Origin of the sequence: Filomicrobium insigne, assembly GCF_900104305.1 — a bacterium.
In the GTDB taxonomy this organism is placed as follows: domain Bacteria; phylum Pseudomonadota; class Alphaproteobacteria; order Rhizobiales; family Hyphomicrobiaceae; genus Filomicrobium; species Filomicrobium insigne.
In genome coordinates this window covers 557955-578355 of the sequence record NZ_FNJC01000003.1, presented here as the reverse complement: position 1 = coordinate 578355, position 20401 = coordinate 557955, and the positions used below count along the sequence as shown (strand labels likewise).

Here is a 20401-nt window from a genome sequence, read left to right as displayed (position 1 = left end):
GTGCTTTCCCCCATTGCGTTGGCCCGGGTTGAACCGCGGATCCTGGGAATACTCCCCGAGATGACTCACGGCGCTGCTTCATCCGTGCTTTGATAGGCCGCTGTCCACGGCCTTCTTCCCCGAGCGCCTTCAACCGTTTCGACGCGTAATGCGCCAGATTTGTCGAGATAAACCGCGTGCGTTCCCTCGCGTTCTAATGCGGATCGATCGATGATGAGTTGGGGCTGCGTGCAAGATCGCGGACGTGTGCCCTGGACAATCAGTATGTGCGCTTGACGGCAATCATCACGTAACGCTGCGGGGTGGCGCGTGATGGCTACGATCTTTCCATCAATCGCACCGACGCACCCGACACCGTCGCAGGTCAAAGCGGGTACGCGGGTTACATCGGCAGGTCTTCGTGCATCTCCGTCACGCGCAAGCCAGCGTGAGAGTTCGAATTCATCGCGCGAACTGCTGAGTCCGTTGAGGAAGCCGTCCGCTCCGCGCAGGAGCACGAGATTCCCGGTTCCGCCGACAAGAAGCGCAGGGCGTTCTGCAGTTGGGGCAAGAGCAATGCCGGCAGCAATCACTAGGACGCCTAACAATCGCCAGCGGTACCGCATCAGCGCCAACCACAAGCACCCCGCCGCGACAAGAGCGATTGCGACATTGGGAACAACCGGTAGAAGGCTGACAGCGCCTTTGAGGCCGGCAACCCAGGTGGCGGCCGCGGTCATGGCTTCAATGCCGTACCCCATTACAATGAGCGGCAGCGTCTCTAAGCCCAGTGGCATCACGGCGAGCGTTGTCAACGCAGCCGGCATGACAACGATATTGCAGATCGGGATTACGGCGAGGTTGGCCAGAACCGCATAGTGCTGGTTTTGATGAAAGTGGTAGATGGCGAAGGGTGCGATCGCCGCGCTGGCAATAATGGTCGATAGAACGATCCCGCTGAAAAAATAAAAGAACCGCATGTGCACGCCGCGATGGGGAGCAGACGGCGCACGGAACCGTTGATTGATAGCTTCGTAACTTGCGACCAGAGCAATCACGGCGGCGAAGGACATCTGGAAACCGGGATCGATGACGCTTTCTGGAAATAGAATGAGAAGTATGAATGCTGCGACGGCAACGTTACGGAGGGCCACGGCCTGGCGATCTAACAGCATGGCTGAGAACATGACGGTGATCATGAGAAACGCGCGCGCCGTGGCGAAGGTACCGCCTGAGATCATGAGATAGCCAAAAGCGCCGAACATCGCGCCGACAGCAGCCCATTTCTTTATTGGGAAGCGCAGGGCGATGGACGGAAAGAGTGCAAAGAGGAAGCGTAGTGCGACGAAGACAGAGCCCCCCATGATCGCCATGTGTAGGCCTGAAATCGACAGGATGTGATAGATGCCCGACGCACGATAAATCTCGTTTGTCGCATCGGAGATGCCGCCGCGCTCGCCAGTGATCAGGGCCGTCGCGATCGCGCCGCGTTCATCCGGCAACGCGGCTGTTATGCGATCCCCGATATGTTTGCGCAGGCGTGCAACCCAAGTTTCCAGCGTCTGGGCGAGGTTTTCTGGTGCGCCGTCTTCGATGACAATTGGAGGAGAGGTGGAATACCCGACGGCTCCGATGCCTCGATACCAAGCGTATCGCGCAAAATCATAACCTCCTGGAAGTGCCGCACGCGGTGGCGGCGACAGGTTGGCTGTGAGTGTTATTTGATCTCCCAAGCTCACGCCTGCCGTTGGATTTCTCGTAGTCACGCGAATGCGCGCGGGCAGTGCGTTTGGGGTGAGCTTGTCAACGCTTAGGGGGCGTAAGGTTAAGCGCTCGCCCCCCTCCGCTTTCGGCTCGATCAGTTCCACGATTCCGCGCACCGCCACGGGCCCGATTTGCGTTTGTAACACTGGTGCGCGGACCCACTCGGTCCGCAGTTTTGCCGCAACCAATCCGAGGCTTGCTAGTCCGGTGAACGCAATCAGACTGCCGAGCAAAGTGGCGCTAGGCCGCATTATGATGAGTACCGTCGCAGCCAACGACACCGCTAAGAAGAACCAAACAGCCGGTTCAAGGGGCAGTGCAAAATATAAGGCGCAGCCTGTTCCAAAAGCCACGGGCTGCCAGTAGAACCACCCTGCCCGTTCCGCTTCGAGTTGCGCAGACATCCATGCAAAGGGCGCGCGTAAGAGCCCCGTGCGGCGCGTGGCAGCAATCACATCGCTGGGCTCGTCCCGCAAAAGCGTCATAGGCTCGGTCCCGCCTCCCCCTCACCGGCTCCTTAACCTTCGCGCTCGCCTATGCTACAGGGCCTGCAAAACAAAACCAGCCGTTGCGGCAGCTGATGTCGCGACTGCGCTCAAAACATGTGAGCTCATGACAAAACCTTCGAAGGCGGGCAGCACCGCTCCCGTCGTCCGCTTCGCTCCTTCACCCACCGGTTTTCTTCACATCGGGGGGGCCCGTACAGCGTTATTCAATTGGCTTTACGCCAAAGCGCGGGGAGGACGTTTTCTACTGCGGATCGAGGACACCGATCGTGCCCGGAACAGTCCCGAGGCCGTTGCCGCCATTCTCGACGGTTTGAAGTGGCTCGAACTGGACTGGGAAGGTGATCCCGTCTCCCAATACTCGCGCGCAGAGCGCCATCGCGAAGTCGCCCACGCTCTTCTGGAGGCGGGTGGCGCTTATCGCTGCTACCTGACACAGGACGAGCTCGCCCAGATGCGCGCGGAAGCTGAGGCGGAAAAGCGTCCATTCCAGGTGCGCTCACCGTGGCGGGACAAACCGGCCTCGGATGCCCCGCAAGACAAACCCTTTGCCATCCGCTTGAAGGCTCCGCGCGAAGGGGAGACGACGATCGCTGATCATGTGCAAGGGGACGTCACATACTCGAATAAAGAACTAGACGACCTCATCATTCTGCGATCGGACGGTTCGCCGACGTACAATCTCGCGGTCGTGGTAGATGATCACGATATGGGCGTGACGCACGTTGTTCGCGGCGTGGACCACCTCACGAACGCCGCTCGTCAAACGCAGATTTATCAGCTCATGGGATGGGACGTGCCGGAATGGGCGCATGTTCCGCTGATTCACGGGCCTGACGGTGCGAAACTGTCGAAACGGCACGGAGCCCTCGGCGTCGAGGCATACCGGGCGATGGGCTATCTTCCGGCCGCGCTGCGCAACTATCTCGTTCGGCTCGGCTGGAGCCACGGAGATGACGAAATCATCTCGACCGATCAGATGATCTCCTGGTTCGATTTGGACGGTATCGGCAAGAGCCCTGCGCGTTTTGACTTCGCCAAGCTGGAGGCCTTGAACGGTCACTACATTCGTTCAACGGACGATGCGGAGCTCGTCGCTCGAACCGAAGCGATTTTGCCTGAGATTGAACGTGGTCGCGATATTCCGACGAGCCTCGATGATCTCGGCCGCGCTCGGCTCGTTGCCTCGATGCCAGGATTGAAGGAACGCGCGAAAACACTTGTCGAACTGATCAACAGTGCGAGCTATCTGTTCGCGCAACGGCCCCTTAACCTGCAGGAAAAAGCAGAAAAACTCTTGGACACCGATACGCGGGCTATGCTGGGCCGTCTTTTGCCGCGTTTTGAATCGTTGTCCGGCTGGGAAGCGGCCGACCTTGAAACGGAAGTGCGGACCTTTAGCGAGCAAGAAAACCTGAAGCTTGGCAAGGTCGCGCAACCCTTGCGTGCCGCACTTACGGGTTCGACGGTTTCGCCGCCTGTTTTTGACGTGATGGCCGTGCTTGGCCGTGAGGAAGCGCTTGCGCGCTTACGAGATCAAGTTGCCTAGCCAATCTCTTCAAGGCTTTGAAAGCCATGGTGTATTTTTCTGCATCGGCTCAACTTATTCAGTCGATTGCTTAGAATTTCGGCACGGGCTTGCGTAAAAAGTTCGGCTGATGTTCTAGCTGACAATCCCACCATAGGTTATCTTGCCGCGCGTGCGAATGTGCAGTACGAGGGCTGCATTCTCAAGCGATGACGGCCCTTTCGACCCCCGTCGGGCCTACCTTCAATCATCGCCCCGAGCCGCAACGCCTGACTCGAGGGATACCATCATGACCGCGCAAAACGATGCCAGTGGCAACGCCACTCTCACGCTGCACGACAAGAAGACCGACCTAGCGGTTCGCGCAGGTACAATCGGTCCCGACGTCATTGACGTCGGCAAGCTCTACAAAGACACGGGTTGTTTCACTTACGACCCCGGTTTCACATCAACGGCAAACTGCTCGTCGAAAATCACCTATATCGATGGTGACGCCGGGATCCTGCTGCATCGCGGCTATCCTATTGATCAGCTTGCGGAACAGTCTAACTTCATTGAAGTTTGCTATCTGCTGCTGAACGGAGAACTGCCAAACGAGCAGCAATATCGCGAGTTTGACCGGGCGATCACTCAGCACACCATGGTGCATGAGCAGATGAACCGGTTCTTCACCGGCTTCCGTCGCGACGCGCACCCCATGGCGGTTATCTGCGGTGTCGTTGGTGCGCTCTCGGCCTTCTACCACGACTCCACGGACATTAACGATCCTCACCAGCGGACGGTGGCGGCCCGGCGTATGATCGCGAAAATGCCGACGATTGCCGCTATGGCTTATAAGTATGCCATCGGACAGCCGTTTATCTATCCGCGGAACGATCTCGACTACACGTCGAACTTCTTACAGATGTGCTTTGCGGTTCCTTGCGAGCCATATTACGTCAACCCGGTCGTCTCGCGCGCGCTGGACAAGATCTTCATCTTGCACGCTGACCACGAACAGAACGCTTCGACCTCGACGGTACGGTTGGCCGGTTCGTCCGGAGCTAATCCCTTCGCCTGCATCGCCGCCGGTGTAGCCTGCCTCTGGGGCCCGGCACATGGCGGCGCCAACGAAGCCGCGCTCAACATGCTGGCCGAAATCGGAACGGTCGACCGCATTCCGGAATACATCGACAAGGCGAAAGACAAGACCTCCGGCTTCCGTCTCATGGGCTTTGGCCACCGCGTCTATAAGAACTACGATCCGCGCGCGAAGGTCATGCAGAAAACCTGTCACGAGGTGCTCGATGCGCTTGGTGGGCATGATGAGCCGCTTCTGAAGGTTGCGCTTGAGCTAGAGCGTATTGCCCTTGAGGACGACTACTTCATCGAAAAGAAGTTGTATCCGAATATCGATTTTTATTCGGGCATCACGCTGCGTGCGATGGGCTTCCCGGTTTCTATGTTTACGGCTCTGTTCGCCGTAGCGCGCACCACGGGTTGGATCGCGCAGTGGAATGAGATGATCGAAGATCCCGAGCAACGGATCGGTCGTCCACGGCAGCTTTACATCGGATCGCCGCAGCGCGATTTTGTGCCACTCAATCAGCGTGACTGACCGCCGAACCCTGTGTTCAGTTGTCTCGCTGTAGTTAGGAAATAAGGGCCGGAGGGAAAAAGACGCTCCCGGCCTTTTGCTTTTTTATTCGTCTTTCTTGGCCGCGGCTTCCGCCGACGTTGGCATGGCCGCTTGGCGGCCTTCGAGGATGAACCGGTGAACGATTGCGGCTGCGGTTTCACTTGGACTGTCGCCCTCGAACCGCATTTTATCTGGGAATTTCTCCAGCGCGTTCAGCTGCGCTTGGCGTTCCGGCGTGTCCTTGAGCAGCAACTCTACAGCGTTGGCCAATTTTTCAGGTGAGCACTCTTCCTGGAGGAATTCAGGGAACGCGTTCTCCCCAAGCACGAGGTTGGCAAGAACGACCGACGGCACCTTGAGCAGGAAGCGCAACCGCGCGGCTAGCGGATCGACGCGGTAGGCCACAACCATTGGGGTGCCGACCACGGCAAGCTCCAATGTTACCGTGCCGGACGCAGCAAGGGCCGCATCTGCGAGCGCGAAGGCCTTGAACTTATCTTCTTCACCTTCAACGATATGCACGGGCCCTGGCCAGGAGGCCGCATGCTGATCGATGAGTTCGCGCACCCAGGGTACAGCTGGAATGATGATCTGTGGGAGAGACTCACGTTTTTCCAGGAGAGAAAGTGCCGCGCCAAACGGGCCCATAAGGCGGCTAACTTCAGAGGCACGGCTTCCCGGCAAGACGACCAGAACGGGGCGCTTGGGATCAATCCCGCGACGGCGGGCCAAATCCAGACCATTCATAGCCCTGAGCGATTGCATGCGTTCGCTCAGGGGATGGCCGACATATGTGCAAGGTGGACCGCCGAGCCGTTCATGAGCCTCTGGTTCGAAAGGCAGTAGAGCGAGAAGATGATCGACATAGGCGGCCATTTTTGCCGCCCGACCTTCCCGCCATGCCCAGACGCTGGGGCTCACGTAATTGATAATCGGGATCGCTGGACGACGTTTGCGTATGCGCTTTGCGATGGCGTGTGTGAATTCTGGACTGTCTATGATGACGACAACATCGGGTTCGGCAGCAACGCAGGCGTTGACCGTGTGATACACACGGCGCACGAGACGCGGAAGACGCGATAGAATTGATAACGGCCCCATCACCGCGACATCAGAAAGCGGGAACTGCGAGATCAGTCCGTGCCGCTCCATTTCCTCCCCGCCGACGCCTAGGTAGCGAACACGACCAGAGAGACGCTTGTTTAGCGCTGCCATGAGCGGACCACCAAGCGCGTCGCCGGAGTGTTCCCCAGCAACGATAAAGACGCAGAACTGACGGCTGTCCTCTTCTATGACGAGCTTGCCCCTCTGCTTGATCTTCGCGGCCTCTTTCGTGTCCGCCGAAGCTGTCATCCTGGTTCTCCCTGCCCCCACGTCAAGCCAGCGATGAACAGTCCGCGCTTGTCGGCCTCTTCGATCACCTTCCGTTCGATAGCTAGCGCGGAATCCCCAAGCATGACCGCAATGCCAGCCAAGCCGGTTTCCGCCGCGCGGGCCAGTAAAGTCGCATCCAGGTCACGACTATCGGCCAGAACCGTCACGCCAGCATTACGCATCCATACTCCTCGGCCCCATTGGCGTAAATCGCCACTTCGCAACAGGATCTGATCAATACCTTCGCCTGTTTCGATTGCGAGCACATGCGCGCGATGGACCACCGTAGCGGCTGCGGCCACCCCCTCTTGGGCCAGCACAGTCAGTACGCCACCACCCTTGATGCAATCCGACCGCTGAGTTGCGCTGGCACGGCGCCGTCCAAAGACCTGAAGATCGAGCGTTACCCTGTCGGCCTTGGCGCGTTTCTGCAATTCCCCAAGGGCAACACCTTCAACGTAAACCCCCGCGGCATCAGCCGTATTTCGCAAATCATTGCGTTCTGCCGTCAGCGTGCATCCTACAGCAACGGCGATTCCGGATAATCCTGCCGCTTGAACGTTATGCACCGTGTTTGGACCAATAGTCGGCAAATCGATTCGCATCTCTTGGCCGGGTTTCGGCCCTTTGGTGAGCACGCCGCATTCCAAGTAGTTTTGATTTGCACGCCTCGCGACCAGCCGTTGGAGCATTCTATCGGTGCCTTCGGCTCCCTCTACGGCCAGCACAACGCCCTGTGCGACCACGACACCTTGGCCGACGTCAAAGGGTGCCAGTCTCCGGATGACCGCCAAGCCTTTGGCTATGTCGAGTTTTTGCTGGCTGTTGGCACCGTGACGCCCCAACGGGCCCGAAGATACCAAAAGTTCAGGAACCACATCAGCAGGGCCCACAATGCGAACCCCGTGTTTTTCAAAAAACGCGATGACCCCGCGCAGTACAGCATCGTCTCCGCCGGCGCGGATGAGCCGGATCACTGTTGGGACTGCGCGAAAAAAGCCGAGGTCGGGTTTGATGTTTGCCAGATCCGGGCGCTTGACGGAGCCTATGATGAGCATTTCCGTCAGCTTGTCATTTTTCAGGACGCTGAGAATCTTGCCAATCTGGGCGAAATCGACGCTCGTCTGCAGCGTCGCATCGTCCTTGATCTCAGCTGCGCCATTGATTGCCAGGATGTGGACGTGATCGCCACGCGCCTTAAGGCGATACGCGATTTCTTGCGGCAGGCTGCCGCCTCCTGCCAAGATGGCGATGCGTCGGGGCAAAGGGCTACCTGTCAACGATCCTCTGGCTCCCCAGTGCTCCGTATGTCGAATACGAGCCGGCAGCGAGCGAACATGCGCCCCGAATCAGGGCGCGTCCTTTGGCGTGCATAATGACCGCTTACCGCCTTCGCGTATGAAGTCCAGTATCTCGACGACGATGGCGTGGTCTGCAAATTCCTGCGCGACATCTTCCATTCGTTCGGCGAGGTTACCTTCATCGGCGAACAGCAACCGATATGCGCGTCGTAAATCATGGATTTGCTGGCGGGTAAAACCGCGACGCTGAAGGCCTACGATATTCAGGCCTGACAGGTATGCACGGTTGCCAAGCGCCATGCCGTAAGGGATTAAATCGTTTTCGAGCCCCGACATGCCCCCTAAAAATGCATGCGCGCCGACACGTGCAAATTGGATGACAGCGGCGCCTCCACCCAAAATCACGTAGTCACCGACCTGGCAGTGTCCGGCCAGCATGACATTGTTAGAGAAAATCACATGACTACCGACGTGACAGTCATGCCCGATGTGTGAGTTTGCGAGAAACGCACAATGGTCGCCAACGGTAGTTTCCATACCGCCGCCTTCAGTGCCGGGGTTCATCGTAACACCTTCGCGGATCATACAGTCGGCGCCGATCGTCAACGTCGACGGCTCGCCCTTGTACTTGAGATCCTGCGGCTGATGCCCGATTGACGCGAACGGAAAGATCCGCGTGCGTGCCCCAATTTTTGTGCGCCCCTGCACCACCACATGGCTTAGGAGTTCGACATCCTCGGCCAGTTCGACCTGAGGACCGACGATGCAGTATGGGCCAATGCGGCACCCCGCACCGACCTTGGCTCCATCTTCGATAATTGCCGTGGGATGGATCTGCAGATCAGCCATTCTTACTCGCAAAGGCACGTGCTTCGGCTGTATCAGCCAGCATAGCTGAAATTTCAGCTTCGGCGGCGATTTCACCGTTTACCTTTGCTTCGCCGTAGAATCTCCAGACGCGACCGCGATTGCGGATCTTGCGCACATGGTAGTGGAGTTGGTCGCCGGGGAGTACCGGCTTGCGGAACTTGGCCTTGTCGATTCCCATAAAGTACACGAGCTCGGCCTTATAACCTTCGCCAAGGCTGTGAACGCACAAAGCACCGGCCGTTTGAGCCAAACCTTCAATGATCAGCACACCGGGCATCACGGGATACTGAGGAAAGTGGCCCGTAAAGAACGGCTCGTTGATTGTGACGTTCTTCAGTCCAACCGCACTTTGATCGCCGTCCATATCGTAGATGCGATCAACGAGCAGGAACGGGTATCGATGCGGCAACAGCTGCATGACACGCGCGATGTCCGCCGTGCCCATCACCGGATTCTCGACCACCTCATCCATTTCCTTTTCGCTCCACTTCAATCATTCCGGGCGCGATGGCGAAGTTTTAAAGCACTCGCATCGCTCACGGCAAACTCTTCAATTACCAAGGCTTAGCCTTTGGCAAGTGTTAAACTCGCGACGGCGCATCAGCACACCGCCATAACACGTCAGTCCTCGCGTTTCGCCAGCCGCGTTAAAGCTGCCAGCTCCCGGCCCCATTGACGCAACGGCCGCGCCGGTGTTCCACCGACACGTGCTCCCGCTGGAATATCGTCCTTTGGGTGGGACGCTCCAGCCACCTGGGCGCCGGTGCCAATTTTGATGTGGCCGACGGTGCCCGACTGGCCGCCCATCACTACAAAGTCTCCCAGTTCGGTAGAACCCGAAATACCAGTGTGGGCCACGATCACGCAGTGCCGTCCGATACAGACGTTGTGCCCGATCTGTACAAGATTATCAATTTTCGTGCCCTCACCGATGACGGTATCCTTAAGAGCACCTCTATCTATTGTTGTATTAGCTCCAATCTCAACGTTATCTTGAATGATGACGCGGCCAATTTGCGGCACTTTCAGATGCCCGTCCGGCCCCATGGCGAAGCCGAATCCATCCTGTCCGATGCGTGCTCCGGCGTGGATGATGACTCGGTTGCCGAGCAATGCATGCTGCAGCGTCGATTGCGGACCGATGTAGCTGTCGCGTCCGACGTACACGCGGTACCCGATTACTGCGCCAGCAGCGATGCGGGAGCCGCGGCCGATAGAGGCCTGCGGGCCGATGATCGCGCCAGGTTCGATCGTGCAATCAGGCTCGATATGAGCCGAGGGATCGATGTTGGCACTTCCAGGCTCTGCAACGCGTGGCCAAAGCGCTTGCGGGTAAAAAGTACGAAGCGCGAGCGCAAAGCCGTGATATGGCCGCTTCGTGAGAAGCGGCACGGTCGCTTTCGGAACCCGCTCTACGAACGCAGGCGTCACGAGACAAGCTCCGGCGCGCGTTTCACTCAAGAGCGGCAGATATTTGCGGTTATCGAGAAATGCCACATCGTCGGGTCCTGCGTCGGCGAGGGTGCGGACGTCCGACAGCCTGCGGCTGGCCAATTCATCGGGAAGGCCTGCAGGAAGCGTTGCGGCCGTAGCTTTCGCGACCTCAGATATTGCGATCGGAGCTGCCCGGTCGAAGAAGCCTGGATGATCCATCGGCGCCCCCAAATTCCCGACATATCTTAAGGGTGGTACAGAACGGGCCACCAAGCGGACTATAGTTCCGGAAAGGTGGCTGGCGGGTGTCAATTGATAGCCATGTCCATAGAGGCTGAAAACCCTCTTGGGAAGCGCGATCCATGGACGCGTCACGGCGTTGCCATCTGAGGGATCGCTTTGCGCCAGAACCTTAAGGCGTTGGCTTTTGAGCTGAAACTGCTGAAGTGTAACGAAATAAGGGGGCCGAAGCCCCCTTAAATTCAATGGACTTAGAATTTCGATGAGGCGCCGAAGCGGAACCACTGCTCGTCGTCGTACTCTTCCGATGCGAGAACTTTGGAGAAGTCGACACGCAGCGGACCTACGGGCGAATTCCACAGAAGGCTTGCACCAACGGAAGCACGTACCGAGGCGTCATCTTCAAGGTTGTTGCCCAAAATGTCCTTCACGTGCTGGGAGGCATTAAAGAGCGAACCAGCGTCAGCAAAGACTGCACCACCAAGTCCGAGCTCTTCAGGCACGAACGGGATCGGGAAGCGGAGTTCCGCAGTTGCCGCCCAGTATGTCTTACCGCCGAGCGCGTCACCGGTTCGTGCGTCACGTGGTCCGAAACCCGAGCGGTCAAAGCCACGGACGGTCTCACCACCACGGAAGAACTGGTCGAGCACGCGGACATCCTCATCACCCCAGCCTTCGATATGGCCGCCAACAACGCGGCTGACGAAGGTGATGTTTTCCGTAACCGGGTAGTAGCCACGGGCTTCAGCCTGGACGCGGACGTATTCTGCGTCGCCACCGAGGCCAGCGAAGTCTGCCGTACCTTGCAGGTAGTAGCCGCTCGTTGGGTTGGTTGGGTGATTACGCTTATCGTAGGTGATCATCGTGCCGGCGGACGAAGTCCAGTACGTACCGTCGCCACAGTTAGCTCGGTTTGTCGCCAGGACCGTATCACCGCATGCGTCCTTGATCGCCAGCGATGCGTCATCTTCCACGTCGAAGATCTGATCGCGCGACAGCGAGTAGCTGGTCTGCATCCAGAGATCTTCCGACAGCGGGAAGCCAAGGCGCAGCTGACCGCCGCTCTTACGAGACCGGAAACCCGACTGATCGCGCTGATCGAGTTCCTTGTGATACAGGTCGAAGCCGGCCGACAGGTTACGGTCGAGGAAGCGCGGTTCCGTGAAGCTCAAGTCAACCTGGGCACGCTCGATGGAGCCACCGACACGGAGCCGGATGTACTGACCGTTGCCGAGCAGGTTGCGCTCACTGATGGATACGTCACCGATGACGCCTTCCGCTGTCGAGTAACCGGCACCAAACGAGAGCTCACCAGTTGATTGCTCGGTTACCTGCACGTCAAGAACGACACGATCGGGAGCAGAACCTGGGCGGCGCTTGACGTCGACGGCCTTGAAGAAGCCAAGGGCCTTCAAACGCTTCTCGGCGCGATCAACCATCAGCGGGTTAAAGGCATCACCTTCGGCCAGACGGAACTCACGACGAATAACGTGATCCTTCGTGCGCTCGTTACCCGAGATATTGATACGTTCGATATAAACCCGCGGCCCCTCGTCGATCACATAGTTGATTGCGATCGTGCGAGCGTACATGTCGGGTGTGGCGCGGGGACGGACACGAGCAAAGGCAAAGCCACGTTCCGCGACAGCAAGGGTCAAACGCTCAACGGTCTTGTCGAGCAGCGAGCCGTTATAGACGTCGCCGCTATAGGTCAACAGGTCGCCGCTCAGGGACGCAGCATCCAACCCCGTGAGCGAGCTGTCGATCACGATATTGCCGAAGTGATAGAGCTCGCCCTCTTCAACCGTGAAGGTCAGGAAGAAACCTGAACCGTCGCGATCGAGTTCGGCGTTAGCTGAAGTCACGCGTGCGTCGGCATATCCGTTCTTCAGGTAATACTGACGCAGAAGCTCACGGTCGAGATTCATGCGATCTGGATCGTAGATGCTGGTGCCGGATAGGAAATCGAACCAGCCAGCCTGCGTCGTAGAAATGATGTCGCGCAACTGCGCGTCACTGAAGGCGCGGTTGCCGATGAAGTTGATGCTCTTCACCTTCGTCGCAGAACCTTCCATGATCTCGAAAACGAGATTCACACGGTTCTGCTCAAGCTCGATGATTTTCGGCTCGACGTTGGCGGCATATCGGCCCTGACGGCTATAGACGTCAAGGATGCGCTGAACGTCAGCCTGAACGCGAGCGCGCGTATAGATCGAGCGCGGCTTCAGCTGAACTTCGGCTTGGAGAGTGTTGGTATCGACTTCGGAGTTACCTTCGAAGGCAACTTGGTTGATCACAGGGTTTTCTTCGACCCGGACCCGAACCACATTGCCATCACGGAAAATCTCAACGTCTGCAAACAGTCCCGTCGCGAAAAGTGCGCGCAAAGACTGATCGACGCGTCCAGCGTCGTAGACATCACCCGTCGTGAACTTCAAGTACGACCGAACCGTCTCGGGTTCGACACGCCGATTACCAATAACTTGAATTTCGCTGACAACGACTTGCGCATGCGCCGGAGTCGAAAATCCTACTGCATCGACACTGATGACTACGAACGCAGTCAAGAACAGTGAAAGAGCGACGCGTAGGGCCCCCAACGACATGATCCGATACTGAGACATTCGCGGATCTGCCCTCGTTTTGCCGATCCCCAGAGATGCGGTGCCTGTCGGCAACTGAACACCACACCTTGACCTTCTTTAAGGCGCGCAACCCGCCACCACGATCACTCGTAGTGCTTCCCTCGGGTCGTTACACCAAAGCTCACTATGGGTTTTAACGATTCCGCAAGCAGTAGGGAAGTGGCAAGAATGCGTCACCCGCACTGATTTCACTTCGTTTTCTCGGGTCAGCGCCCCTTTTTTAAGCGCAATAATTGGGAACCAAGACGGCCTGCAACGCACTGTTCGTCCCCAATTTTCTCACCGCTTAGCTGAACCAGGAGAACCATCGCGCCAAAATTCCACGATCGTTGTAGAAGCCGAACACCATCAGCATAACGATCAATGCCAACCCGATTCTGAAACTGAATTCCTGCGCACCCTCACTCATGGGCCGCCCTCGCACGGCCTCGATGCCGTAAAAGAGCAAATGTCCACCATCGAGAAGTGGGATCGGGAAAAGATTTACTAAGCCGATGCTCACTGAAATGAATGCTGTGAACAGAATCAGCTCGGCCACTCCAAGGGCCGCGAACTTACCTGCGGCGTCAGCAATTCTGACAATCCCACCAATCTGTTCCGCGCCCTGGCGGCCCGTAAAGACATCGCCAATGTAGGACAACGTGCCCGCGGCGATATCCCACGTGCGTTCCGTACCTAGCCAAACGGCTTCGAGCGGACCAACATCACGATGAACAATCCGGCTTGTTTCCCCTGAGGCTTCGATCCCGATAACTGGTCGGCGATGTTTCCCGGCTATGGCATCGTTCAGCTCACGCAGAGCTGGTGTTACCATCAAAATGAGCTTTTGCCCGTCACGTTCGACCTCGAACGCGAGTTTTCGCCCGACGCTGGTCGAGACGACCTGCTGAACGGTTGCGAAGCCATCCACCGGTGTTCCATCAATCGCAACGATGAGATCGCCCGCCAGGAAGCCTGCCGAAGCTGCTGGCGAGTCGGGCGCCACACGTCCCACACGCGGTTCCATCGTGCGATTGCCGAACAACCAAAACATCATCGCAAATATCAGAATTGCCAGGATGAAATTGGCCGCCGGGCCTGCAGCGACGACGGCTGCTCGTTGCCACAAAGGCTTGAGCTGAAACGCGCCTTTGCGCTCCTCCTCGGTCAGACCGCTCAGCGCGTCGCGCGATGGGACGCTGGCGGCATTCTCATCGTCCATAAACTTTACGTAGCCACCGACCGGAATCCAGGCGATGCGCCAGCGGGTTCCATGACGATCCGTGAACGAATAAATCTCTTTACCGAAGCCGATTGAGAACGCCTTCACAGTAACGCCGCACCAGCGCGCCACCAAAAAGTGTCCCATCTCATGGATGAAGACGACGATCGTTAAGGCGAACAGGAAACCGATCGCAATGATGAGCGCTCCCGATAGGTTTGCGCCAAGTTGCGAGATGAAATCCATGAACCGAGTTCCTTACGAGTGTGTCGACGGTTGGGGTGCTCGCGGATGTAACGCGACAGGATAATCAGGACAACCGTTCCAGAGCGATGGCGGCCAAGCGCCTCGCTTCGTGATCTATGCTCAGGATGTCGTCGAGACAAGCGGCTGGAGCAATTACACCCGCCCGATCGGCCTGTTCCAGACAGTTTTCTACGGATCTGGCGATATCGAGGAATCTTATACGCCCCGCCAGAAACGCTTCAACGGCTATTTCATTCGCGGCGTTGAACACTGCAGGCGCAGTTTCTCCGCGCGCCAACACTTCACGCGCAAGCCGCATCGCGGGGAATCGGTCTTCATCGGGGGGCTCGAAGGTGAGCTGGCCGATCTCCGCCAGATCAAGTCGCTTCGTCGGTGCCTGCATCCGGGCAGGCCAAGAGAGTGCCAGCGCGATCGGCGTGCGCATATCGGGTTCGGACAGTTGCGCCAATACGGAACCGTCGGCAAAGGCGACTAAGCAGTGCACGATTGACTGCGGATGCACGACAGCGCTGAGTTGATGGGGTTCCACCGGAAACAAGTGATACGCCTCGATCAACTCCAGCGCTTTGTTCATCAAGGTTGCCGAATCGATCGTGATCTTGGCTCCCATCGACCAGTTGGGATGACGGAGCGCCTCTTCACGCGTTGCCTTTTCGAGCCGTTCGCGTGACCACTCTCGGAAGGGTCCACCAGAAGCCGTCAGAGTAATCTTTTCAATTGCCGAGGGCTCTCCTGTTCCAATGAGCTGGAAACAGGCGGAATGCTCGCTGTCGACCGGGACGAGTTCGGCTCCCTGGCGTTCAACTTCGGCCATAAAAACGCTGCCTGCTGAAACGAGGCATTCCTTGTTGGCCAGGGCCAACCGGCTGCCTTGGGCAAGCGCCGCAAACGAGGGCTCAAGGCCCGCAGCCCCAACAATGGCAGCCATGACGCAATCTGCCGGCTCACAGGCCGCCGTTACGAGGGCTTCTGGTCCCGCCGCTGGCTTCACCGACGTTCCAGCCAGCAGACTCTTCAGTTCAGCAAACCGCGTCGCATCACCTATCACTGCGTAAGCCGCGTTGTGCTTGACCGCGAGACGCGCGAGTTCTGCCACGCTGTTTTGCGCCGTGAGAGCAACGATTTCGAACTCTTTGGGCTGGCGAGCGACGAGATCGAGGGTGCTCTGGCCGATCGAACCGGTGGCGCCCAGTATACTTAACCTACGCGCCCGAGGGGAACGGGTGCCGCGCGCCGTCTCGGTCCGATCAGGGACAACGCTGAGCCGTCCTGGTTCCACTCGTCATTTCCTCCAGCGTTGGCCACATCGGCAAAGAATTTTTAGTCTGCCCGAGAACGTAGAAACGAATTCACAGCTTCACGCAAGGCTAGGGTCACGCACCGAACAGGAGCGCCTTGGCAGGCTGGTTGATATCCATCAGCAGGCAGATCAGAGCGGCAAAGGCCGCCGCAGCGGCGATTCCGTCCAGACGATCCATGAATCCGCCATGGCCAGGGATCAGATTACTGGCATCCTTAAGCCTATATACGCGCTTAAATGCGGATTCCGCGAGGTCACCTGCCAGAGCCACCAACCCGAGCACCGTCGTACAGATGACCAGATAGAGTGACGGCGCGCCCGTCAGTAGGAACGAGAATATCGCGCCGACCAACGCACTCGCGACGAGGGCTGAGCAGGTTCCCGCCCACGTCTTATTCGGCGATATACTGGGCCAAAATTTTACTCCACCGACTGTCTTGCCCCCAACATAAGCGGCGGTGTCGGCGGCCCAGACGACAGAAAAGATCAGTAGAATCGCTGTGAAGCCATAAGGGACGTCATTGCGGAGCCAGACGAGTGAAATCGCTGGGATCCCGATGTAAAAAAGCCCGGCGGCCGACATTAGTCCATTCTGCCTGCCATAGGTGGCCGCCATAGCGATCGCAGCCACACCTAACGCGACAAGGGCAAGTTGAGATCTGCCAATTGCGGCGAGCGCAATGCAAACGACGATGGCTGCTGCGTGCAGGAGAAAGCCGAAATCGTAGCGTCGGGAGCGAACGATTCCACCCCATTCCCAAGCCATCATAATCGCCATAACTGCTACGAGCCCAGCGAAGGCATACGACCCGGCGAAGGTTGCGCCGAGGCTCACCAACCCGAGAAAGACACCGGACGCGATACGCGCGATCAACCGGCGCGGATGATGTCCGGTTGCACGTGAACGCGCATCTTCGCCGGTCCAAGGCTCATGCCAGGAGGGTTCGTGCATTGTGGTCATCCTCACGCCGTGGATCGACGCGACAATCCACCGTAACGGCGATCTCGGACGTGATACTTTGCGATTGCTTCTTCAAGCTGGTCTCGCCCGAAATCGGGCCACAGGCAATCCAGGAAGACAAATTCCGTATAGGCCGCCTGCCACAGCAAGAAATTCGACAGCCGTTGTTCCCCACTCGTCCGGATCAGGAGATCCGGATCCGGGACGCCGCTGGTATCGAGAGCCTGAGAGATCGCATCGACATCAATGGATTCCAGGCTCAACCGCCCTTCAGCAACTTCCGTTGCGAGATGCCGGGCCGCACGGGCAATTTCATTGCGGGCGCCATAGTTGAAGGCAATGACCAACGTCAGGCCAGTATTCGTGCTGGTAAGGTCCGTTGTCTCGTCCACAAGAGACAGCAGTTCGGGATCTACGCCTTCTCGGTCTCCAATCACCAGAATGCGGACATTGGCCTGATGAAGTTCGGCCAAGTCCCGGCGGATGAAACGCTTCATCAGCCCCATCAACTCGTCGATTTCTTCCGCAGGCCGTGACCAGTTCTCAGACGAAAAACTGTAAATCGTGAGATAGGGGATGGAGAGTTCGATGGCGGCCTGCACGGTCCGCCGGACGGCTTCGACACCTTCACGATGGCCAATGCTTCGCGGAAGGCCGCGTTTTTTGGCCCAGCGCCCATTGCCGTCCATGATGACCGCGACGTGTCGGGGCGCCTGCGGACCGAGTGGGGGTGTTCGCGGTGTCTGCGATAAATCGGCCAACGACTGGCCCCTATCTAGATGTTGCGGACATGTCTGAGAGAAGTATACGCCTCAAACCGTCTGAATTTCGGTTTCTTTCGTGGCCAACAAATTGTCGATCTCTTTGACGTACTTGTCGGTCAATTCTTGGACCTTGCTCGAGTTTTTGTGCTGCTCGTCCTCGCTCATGTCTCCAGACTTCTCGAGCTTTTTGAGCAGGTCCATACCTTCGCGGCGTACGTTGCGGACTGCAACACGCGACTGCTCGGCGTATTTGTGTGCCACCTTCACGAGCTCTTGACGCCGCTCGGCGGTAAGAGCCGGAATTGGAAGGCGTAAAACAGCTCCGTCGATCACTGGATTAAGGCCCAGGCTCGACTCGCGAATGGCCTTTTCAACGGCGGAGACGTTCGACTTGTCCCAGACCTGGACGGAAATGAGACGAGGCTCCGGAACAGAAACTGTTGCGACCTGGTTGAGAGGCATCCTGGCGCCATAAACCATCACCTGGATAGGATCGAGCAGATGGGTGCTGGCGCGTCCCGTACGCAGGCCACTCAGCTCACGCTTCAAGGCATCCATTGAAGCCATCATGCTTACTTCAAGATCGTCCAAACTAAATGTGTCGCTCATTTCCAATTTCCTTGCCGGTGCCGGCCGAGTTCACCCGACCGACCGAGCCACCTCTTTCGACGGGCTTCATCCCGCTCATAGCGTGCATGGCATCGAAAGACCAGCCGATGCCGCTGTATTCCGTTCAGAACCCCAATTCCCGCGCTTTAGCCGGGCTGGATTACTGTGGCGCGCGCCTCTCCCTTCAATAGTTTGAGGAGATTGCCTGGTTCAGCGATAGAAAACACAACTACCGGAAGACGATTATCGCGGGCAAGTGCGATCGCCGCGCCATCCATCACCTTCAAGTCTCGAGCAAGGACCTCGGAGTAACTCAGCGCATCATAGCGCACCGCATCCGGCGTCGTCTTGGGGTCTGCAGAATATATTCCGTCAACCTGCGTGGCCTTGACGACCGCGTCGCAACCCATCTCGATGGCGCGGAGTGTTGCCGCCGTATCGGTTGTGAAAAACGGATTGCCAGTGCCCGCCGCGAAAATTACGACGCGGCCTTTTCTCAGGTGATGCAAGGCCTTGGGACGAACGTAAGATTCGCAGACGGTCGTCATGGGAATCGCCGAGAGCACGCGCGAAGATGTCTTGAGCTGCGACAGTGCGCCGGATAGGGCCAGCGCGTTCATGACGGTTGCCAGCATTCCCATGTAGTCGGCCGTTGCGCGCTCCATGCCGCGGGCGGCACCCTGCAGGCCACGGAAGATGTTCCCGCCCCCAACGACAACAGAAATTTGGCATCCAGCGGCTGCGGCTTCGGAAATTTCCTTAGCAAGGCGCCCAACGACCTCAGGATCGATGCCGTATGCGCCGTCGCCTGCAAGAGCTTCACCGGAGAGCTTTAATAGAAGACGTTTGTATTTCAGTTCACTCTGGGTCCCGCTCATGATCCCTCCCGTGGCGTGTCCAGTTCAGCAGTGATCGACGACCTTGGGATCGCCCGTTGGCAGCTCATTGGCGGCCAAGACATGCCGCATCCCGGGGTACATGACCAGAGGTTAAAAAATACCGGCTGACTGCGAAAGCAGCCAGCCGGTATCATTTTTTGAATTTTCGCGGGTTATCGGCTTATTTTGCGCCCGAAGCCGCAGCAACTTCAGCAGCGAAGTCGTCTTCCTTCTTTTCGATACCTTCGCCCAGACCATAGCGCACGAAGCCCGTTACCTTGATGGGGGCGCCAACGGTCTTGGCTGCATTGGCAATCGCCTGCTCCACGCTAGCCTTGCCATCGAGCACAAATACCTGCTGAGGCAGAACAACCTGCTGGAAGAATTCCTTCCGCAGGCGGCCTTCCACCATCTTTTCGATGATTTCAGCCGGCTTTCCGGATGCTGCAGCCTGCTCCGTATAGATCGCCCGTTCGCGCTCAATGACGGTGTTGTCGAGTTCTTCCGGAGAGAGTGCCAGCGGGTTTGCCGCGGCGATATGCATAGCGACTTGGCGGCCGAATTCAGCGAGCTTGCTCTTGTCGCCAGAGCTTTCGAGGGCGACGAGAACGCCGATCTTTCCAAGGCCGTCAGCGGCCTTGTTGTGGACGTACTCAGCTACGACGCCATCGCTGACTTTAAGCGTGGCGGTCCGGCGTACCGTCATGTTTTCGCCGATCGTCGCGACCATTTCCTTGACGTAGTCTTCGACGGTCAGGGATTTGCCAGGATAGTTCATCGCCAGCAGCTTTGCGACATCGCCCTGCGCTTCGCTTGCAAGGGACGCAATGGTACGAACCATGTCCTGGAACTGGTCGTTACGTGCAACGAAGTCCGTTTCGGAGTTGACCTCGACAACGGCGCCTTCCGTTCCGGAGGCGGTTACCGCGACCAAACCTTCCGCGGCAACGCGGTCAGACTTCTTAGCAGCCTTTGACAGGCCTTTTTTGCGCAGCCAGTCGATGGCGGCTTCCATATCACCGCCGTTTTCCGTCAGCGCCGCCTTGCAATCCATCATGCCCGCGCCGGTTTTTTCGCGCAGCTCTTTCACCATCGAGGCGGAAATCGTCGTCATATCAATGCTCATTTGTTGGCGGGCTCAGCCAGTGCTAAGCCCGCTGCT

At 57.9% G+C, this 20401-nt stretch carries 16 protein-coding genes; 2 read left to right on the top strand and 14 right to left on the bottom strand.

Going from position 1 to position 20401, the window contains the following annotated elements:
* Nucleotides 1-65 precede the first annotated feature (65 nt).
* Nucleotides 66-2228 (bottom strand): ComEC/Rec2 family competence protein, encoded by a 2163-nt coding sequence (locus tag BLS30_RS12785; RefSeq protein ID WP_090229218.1) that lies wholly within the window; start codon nt 2226-2228, stop codon nt 66-68.
* A 127-nt stretch (nt 2229-2355) separates the two neighbouring features.
* Between BLS30_RS12785 and gltX the strand changes: the two genes are divergently transcribed.
* Nucleotides 2356-3798 (top strand): glutamate--tRNA ligase, encoded by a 1443-nt coding sequence (gltX, locus tag BLS30_RS12780; RefSeq protein ID WP_090229215.1) that lies wholly within the window; start codon nt 2356-2358, stop codon nt 3796-3798.
* A 268-nt stretch (nt 3799-4066) separates the two neighbouring features.
* On the top strand, nt 4067-5374 hold the full coding sequence (gene gltA, locus BLS30_RS12775; protein ID WP_046478758.1) for a citrate synthase: 1308 nt from the start codon (nt 4067-4069) through the stop codon (nt 5372-5374).
* An 84-nt stretch (nt 5375-5458) separates the two neighbouring features.
* On the opposite strand, the gene lpxB is transcribed toward gltA, so the two are convergent.
* The 13 genes from lpxB to tsf all read right to left on the bottom strand — a co-directional run bounded on the left by lpxB (nt 5459) and on the right by tsf (nt 20353).
* Nucleotides 5459-6748 (bottom strand): lipid-A-disaccharide synthase, encoded by a 1290-nt coding sequence (gene lpxB / locus BLS30_RS12770; RefSeq protein ID WP_090229212.1) that lies wholly within the window; start codon nt 6746-6748, stop codon nt 5459-5461.
* The gene (locus BLS30_RS12765; RefSeq protein WP_139165346.1) at nt 6745-8049 is read right to left on the bottom strand and encodes an LpxI family protein; all 1305 of its coding nucleotides are present in this window, start codon (nt 8047-8049) and stop codon (nt 6745-6747) included. Before BLS30_RS12765 ends, lpxB begins: the two co-directional genes overlap by 4 nt.
* Nucleotides 8050-8118: 69 nt before the next feature.
* Nucleotides 8119-8919, bottom strand: coding sequence for an acyl-ACP--UDP-N-acetylglucosamine O-acyltransferase (gene lpxA / locus BLS30_RS12760; RefSeq protein WP_046478762.1), 801 nt, complete (start codon nt 8917-8919; stop codon nt 8119-8121).
* Complete coding sequence (gene fabZ, locus BLS30_RS12755; protein ID WP_046478764.1) at nt 8912-9412, bottom strand: 3-hydroxyacyl-ACP dehydratase FabZ; 501 nt, start codon at nt 9410-9412, stop codon at nt 8912-8914. Before fabZ ends, lpxA begins: the two co-directional genes overlap by 8 nt.
* A gap of 149 nt (nt 9413-9561) precedes the next feature.
* Nucleotides 9562-10593: a UDP-3-O-(3-hydroxymyristoyl)glucosamine N-acyltransferase gene (lpxD, locus tag BLS30_RS12750; RefSeq protein ID WP_090229207.1), complete on the bottom strand. Its 1032-nt coding sequence runs from the start codon at nt 10591-10593 to the stop codon at nt 9562-9564.
* A 272-nt stretch (nt 10594-10865) separates the two neighbouring features.
* Nucleotides 10866-13238, bottom strand: a complete 2373-nt coding sequence (bamA, locus tag BLS30_RS12745; protein ID WP_046478768.1) for an outer membrane protein assembly factor BamA — start codon at nt 13236-13238, stop codon at nt 10866-10868.
* 307 nt (nt 13239-13545) lie between these two features.
* Entirely contained in the window at nt 13546-14706 is a 1161-nt protein-coding gene (gene rseP, locus BLS30_RS12740) for an RIP metalloprotease RseP (protein WP_090229203.1), read from the bottom strand.
* A gap of 64 nt (nt 14707-14770) precedes the next feature.
* The gene (gene dxr, locus BLS30_RS12735; protein ID WP_046478774.1) at nt 14771-16006 is read right to left on the bottom strand and encodes a 1-deoxy-D-xylulose-5-phosphate reductoisomerase; all 1236 of its coding nucleotides are present in this window, start codon (nt 16004-16006) and stop codon (nt 14771-14773) included.
* 94 nt (nt 16007-16100) lie between these two features.
* Complete coding sequence (locus BLS30_RS12730) at nt 16101-16979, bottom strand: phosphatidate cytidylyltransferase (RefSeq protein WP_170832469.1); 879 nt, start codon at nt 16977-16979, stop codon at nt 16101-16103.
* Nucleotides 16980-16990: 11 nt separating this feature from the next.
* Complete coding sequence (locus tag BLS30_RS12725) at nt 16991-17749, bottom strand: isoprenyl transferase (RefSeq protein ID WP_046478775.1); 759 nt, start codon at nt 17747-17749, stop codon at nt 16991-16993.
* Between the two features lie 51 nt (nt 17750-17800).
* On the bottom strand, nt 17801-18361 hold the full coding sequence (gene frr, locus BLS30_RS12720) for a ribosome recycling factor (protein ID WP_046478778.1): 561 nt from the start codon (nt 18359-18361) through the stop codon (nt 17801-17803).
* A 146-nt stretch (nt 18362-18507) separates the two neighbouring features.
* Nucleotides 18508-19239 carry a UMP kinase gene (pyrH, locus tag BLS30_RS12715; RefSeq protein WP_046478780.1) on the bottom strand — a complete coding sequence of 244 codons (732 nt, stop codon included), beginning with the start codon at nt 19237-19239 and terminating at the stop codon, nt 18508-18510.
* A gap of 181 nt (nt 19240-19420) precedes the next feature.
* Nucleotides 19421-20353 carry a translation elongation factor Ts gene (gene tsf, locus BLS30_RS12710; protein ID WP_046480525.1) on the bottom strand — a complete coding sequence of 311 codons (933 nt, stop codon included), beginning with the start codon at nt 20351-20353 and terminating at the stop codon, nt 19421-19423.
* Nucleotides 20354-20401: the final 48 nt, after the last annotated feature.

Excerpts from the sequence above, each read along its gene's own strand:
- BLS30_RS12785 (WP_090229218.1), bottom strand. The coding sequence starts at position 2,228 with ATGACGCTTTTGCGGGACGAGCCCAGCGATGTGATTGCTGCCACGCGC.
- gltX (WP_090229215.1), top strand. The coding sequence starts at position 2,356 with ATGACAAAACCTTCGAAGGCGGGCAGCACCGCTCCCGTCGTCCGCTTC.
- gltA (WP_046478758.1), top strand. The coding sequence starts at position 4,067 with ATGACCGCGCAAAACGATGCCAGTGGCAACGCCACTCTCACGCTGCAC.
- lpxB (WP_090229212.1), bottom strand. The coding sequence starts at position 6,748 with ATGACAGCTTCGGCGGACACGAAAGAGGCCGCGAAGATCAAGCAGAGG.
- lpxA (WP_046478762.1), bottom strand. The coding sequence starts at position 8,919 with ATGGCTGATCTGCAGATCCATCCCACGGCAATTATCGAAGATGGAGCC.
- fabZ (WP_046478764.1), bottom strand. The coding sequence starts at position 9,412 with ATGGATGAGGTGGTCGAGAATCCGGTGATGGGCACGGCGGACATCGCG.
- lpxD (WP_090229207.1), bottom strand. The coding sequence starts at position 10,593 with ATGGATCATCCAGGCTTCTTCGACCGGGCAGCTCCGATCGCAATATCT.
- bamA (WP_046478768.1), bottom strand. The coding sequence starts at position 13,238 with ATGTCTCAGTATCGGATCATGTCGTTGGGGGCCCTACGCGTCGCTCTT.
- rseP (WP_090229203.1), bottom strand. The coding sequence starts at position 14,706 with ATGGATTTCATCTCGCAACTTGGCGCAAACCTATCGGGAGCGCTCATC.
- BLS30_RS12730 (WP_170832469.1), bottom strand. The coding sequence starts at position 16,979 with ATGCACGAACCCTCCTGGCATGAGCCTTGGACCGGCGAAGATGCGCGT.
- frr (WP_046478778.1), bottom strand. The coding sequence starts at position 18,361 with ATGAGCGACACATTTAGTTTGGACGATCTTGAAGTAAGCATGATGGCT.
- pyrH (WP_046478780.1), bottom strand. The coding sequence starts at position 19,239 with ATGAGCGGGACCCAGAGTGAACTGAAATACAAACGTCTTCTATTAAAG.
- tsf (WP_046480525.1), bottom strand. The coding sequence starts at position 20,353 with ATGACGACGATTTCCGCCTCGATGGTGAAAGAGCTGCGCGAAAAAACC.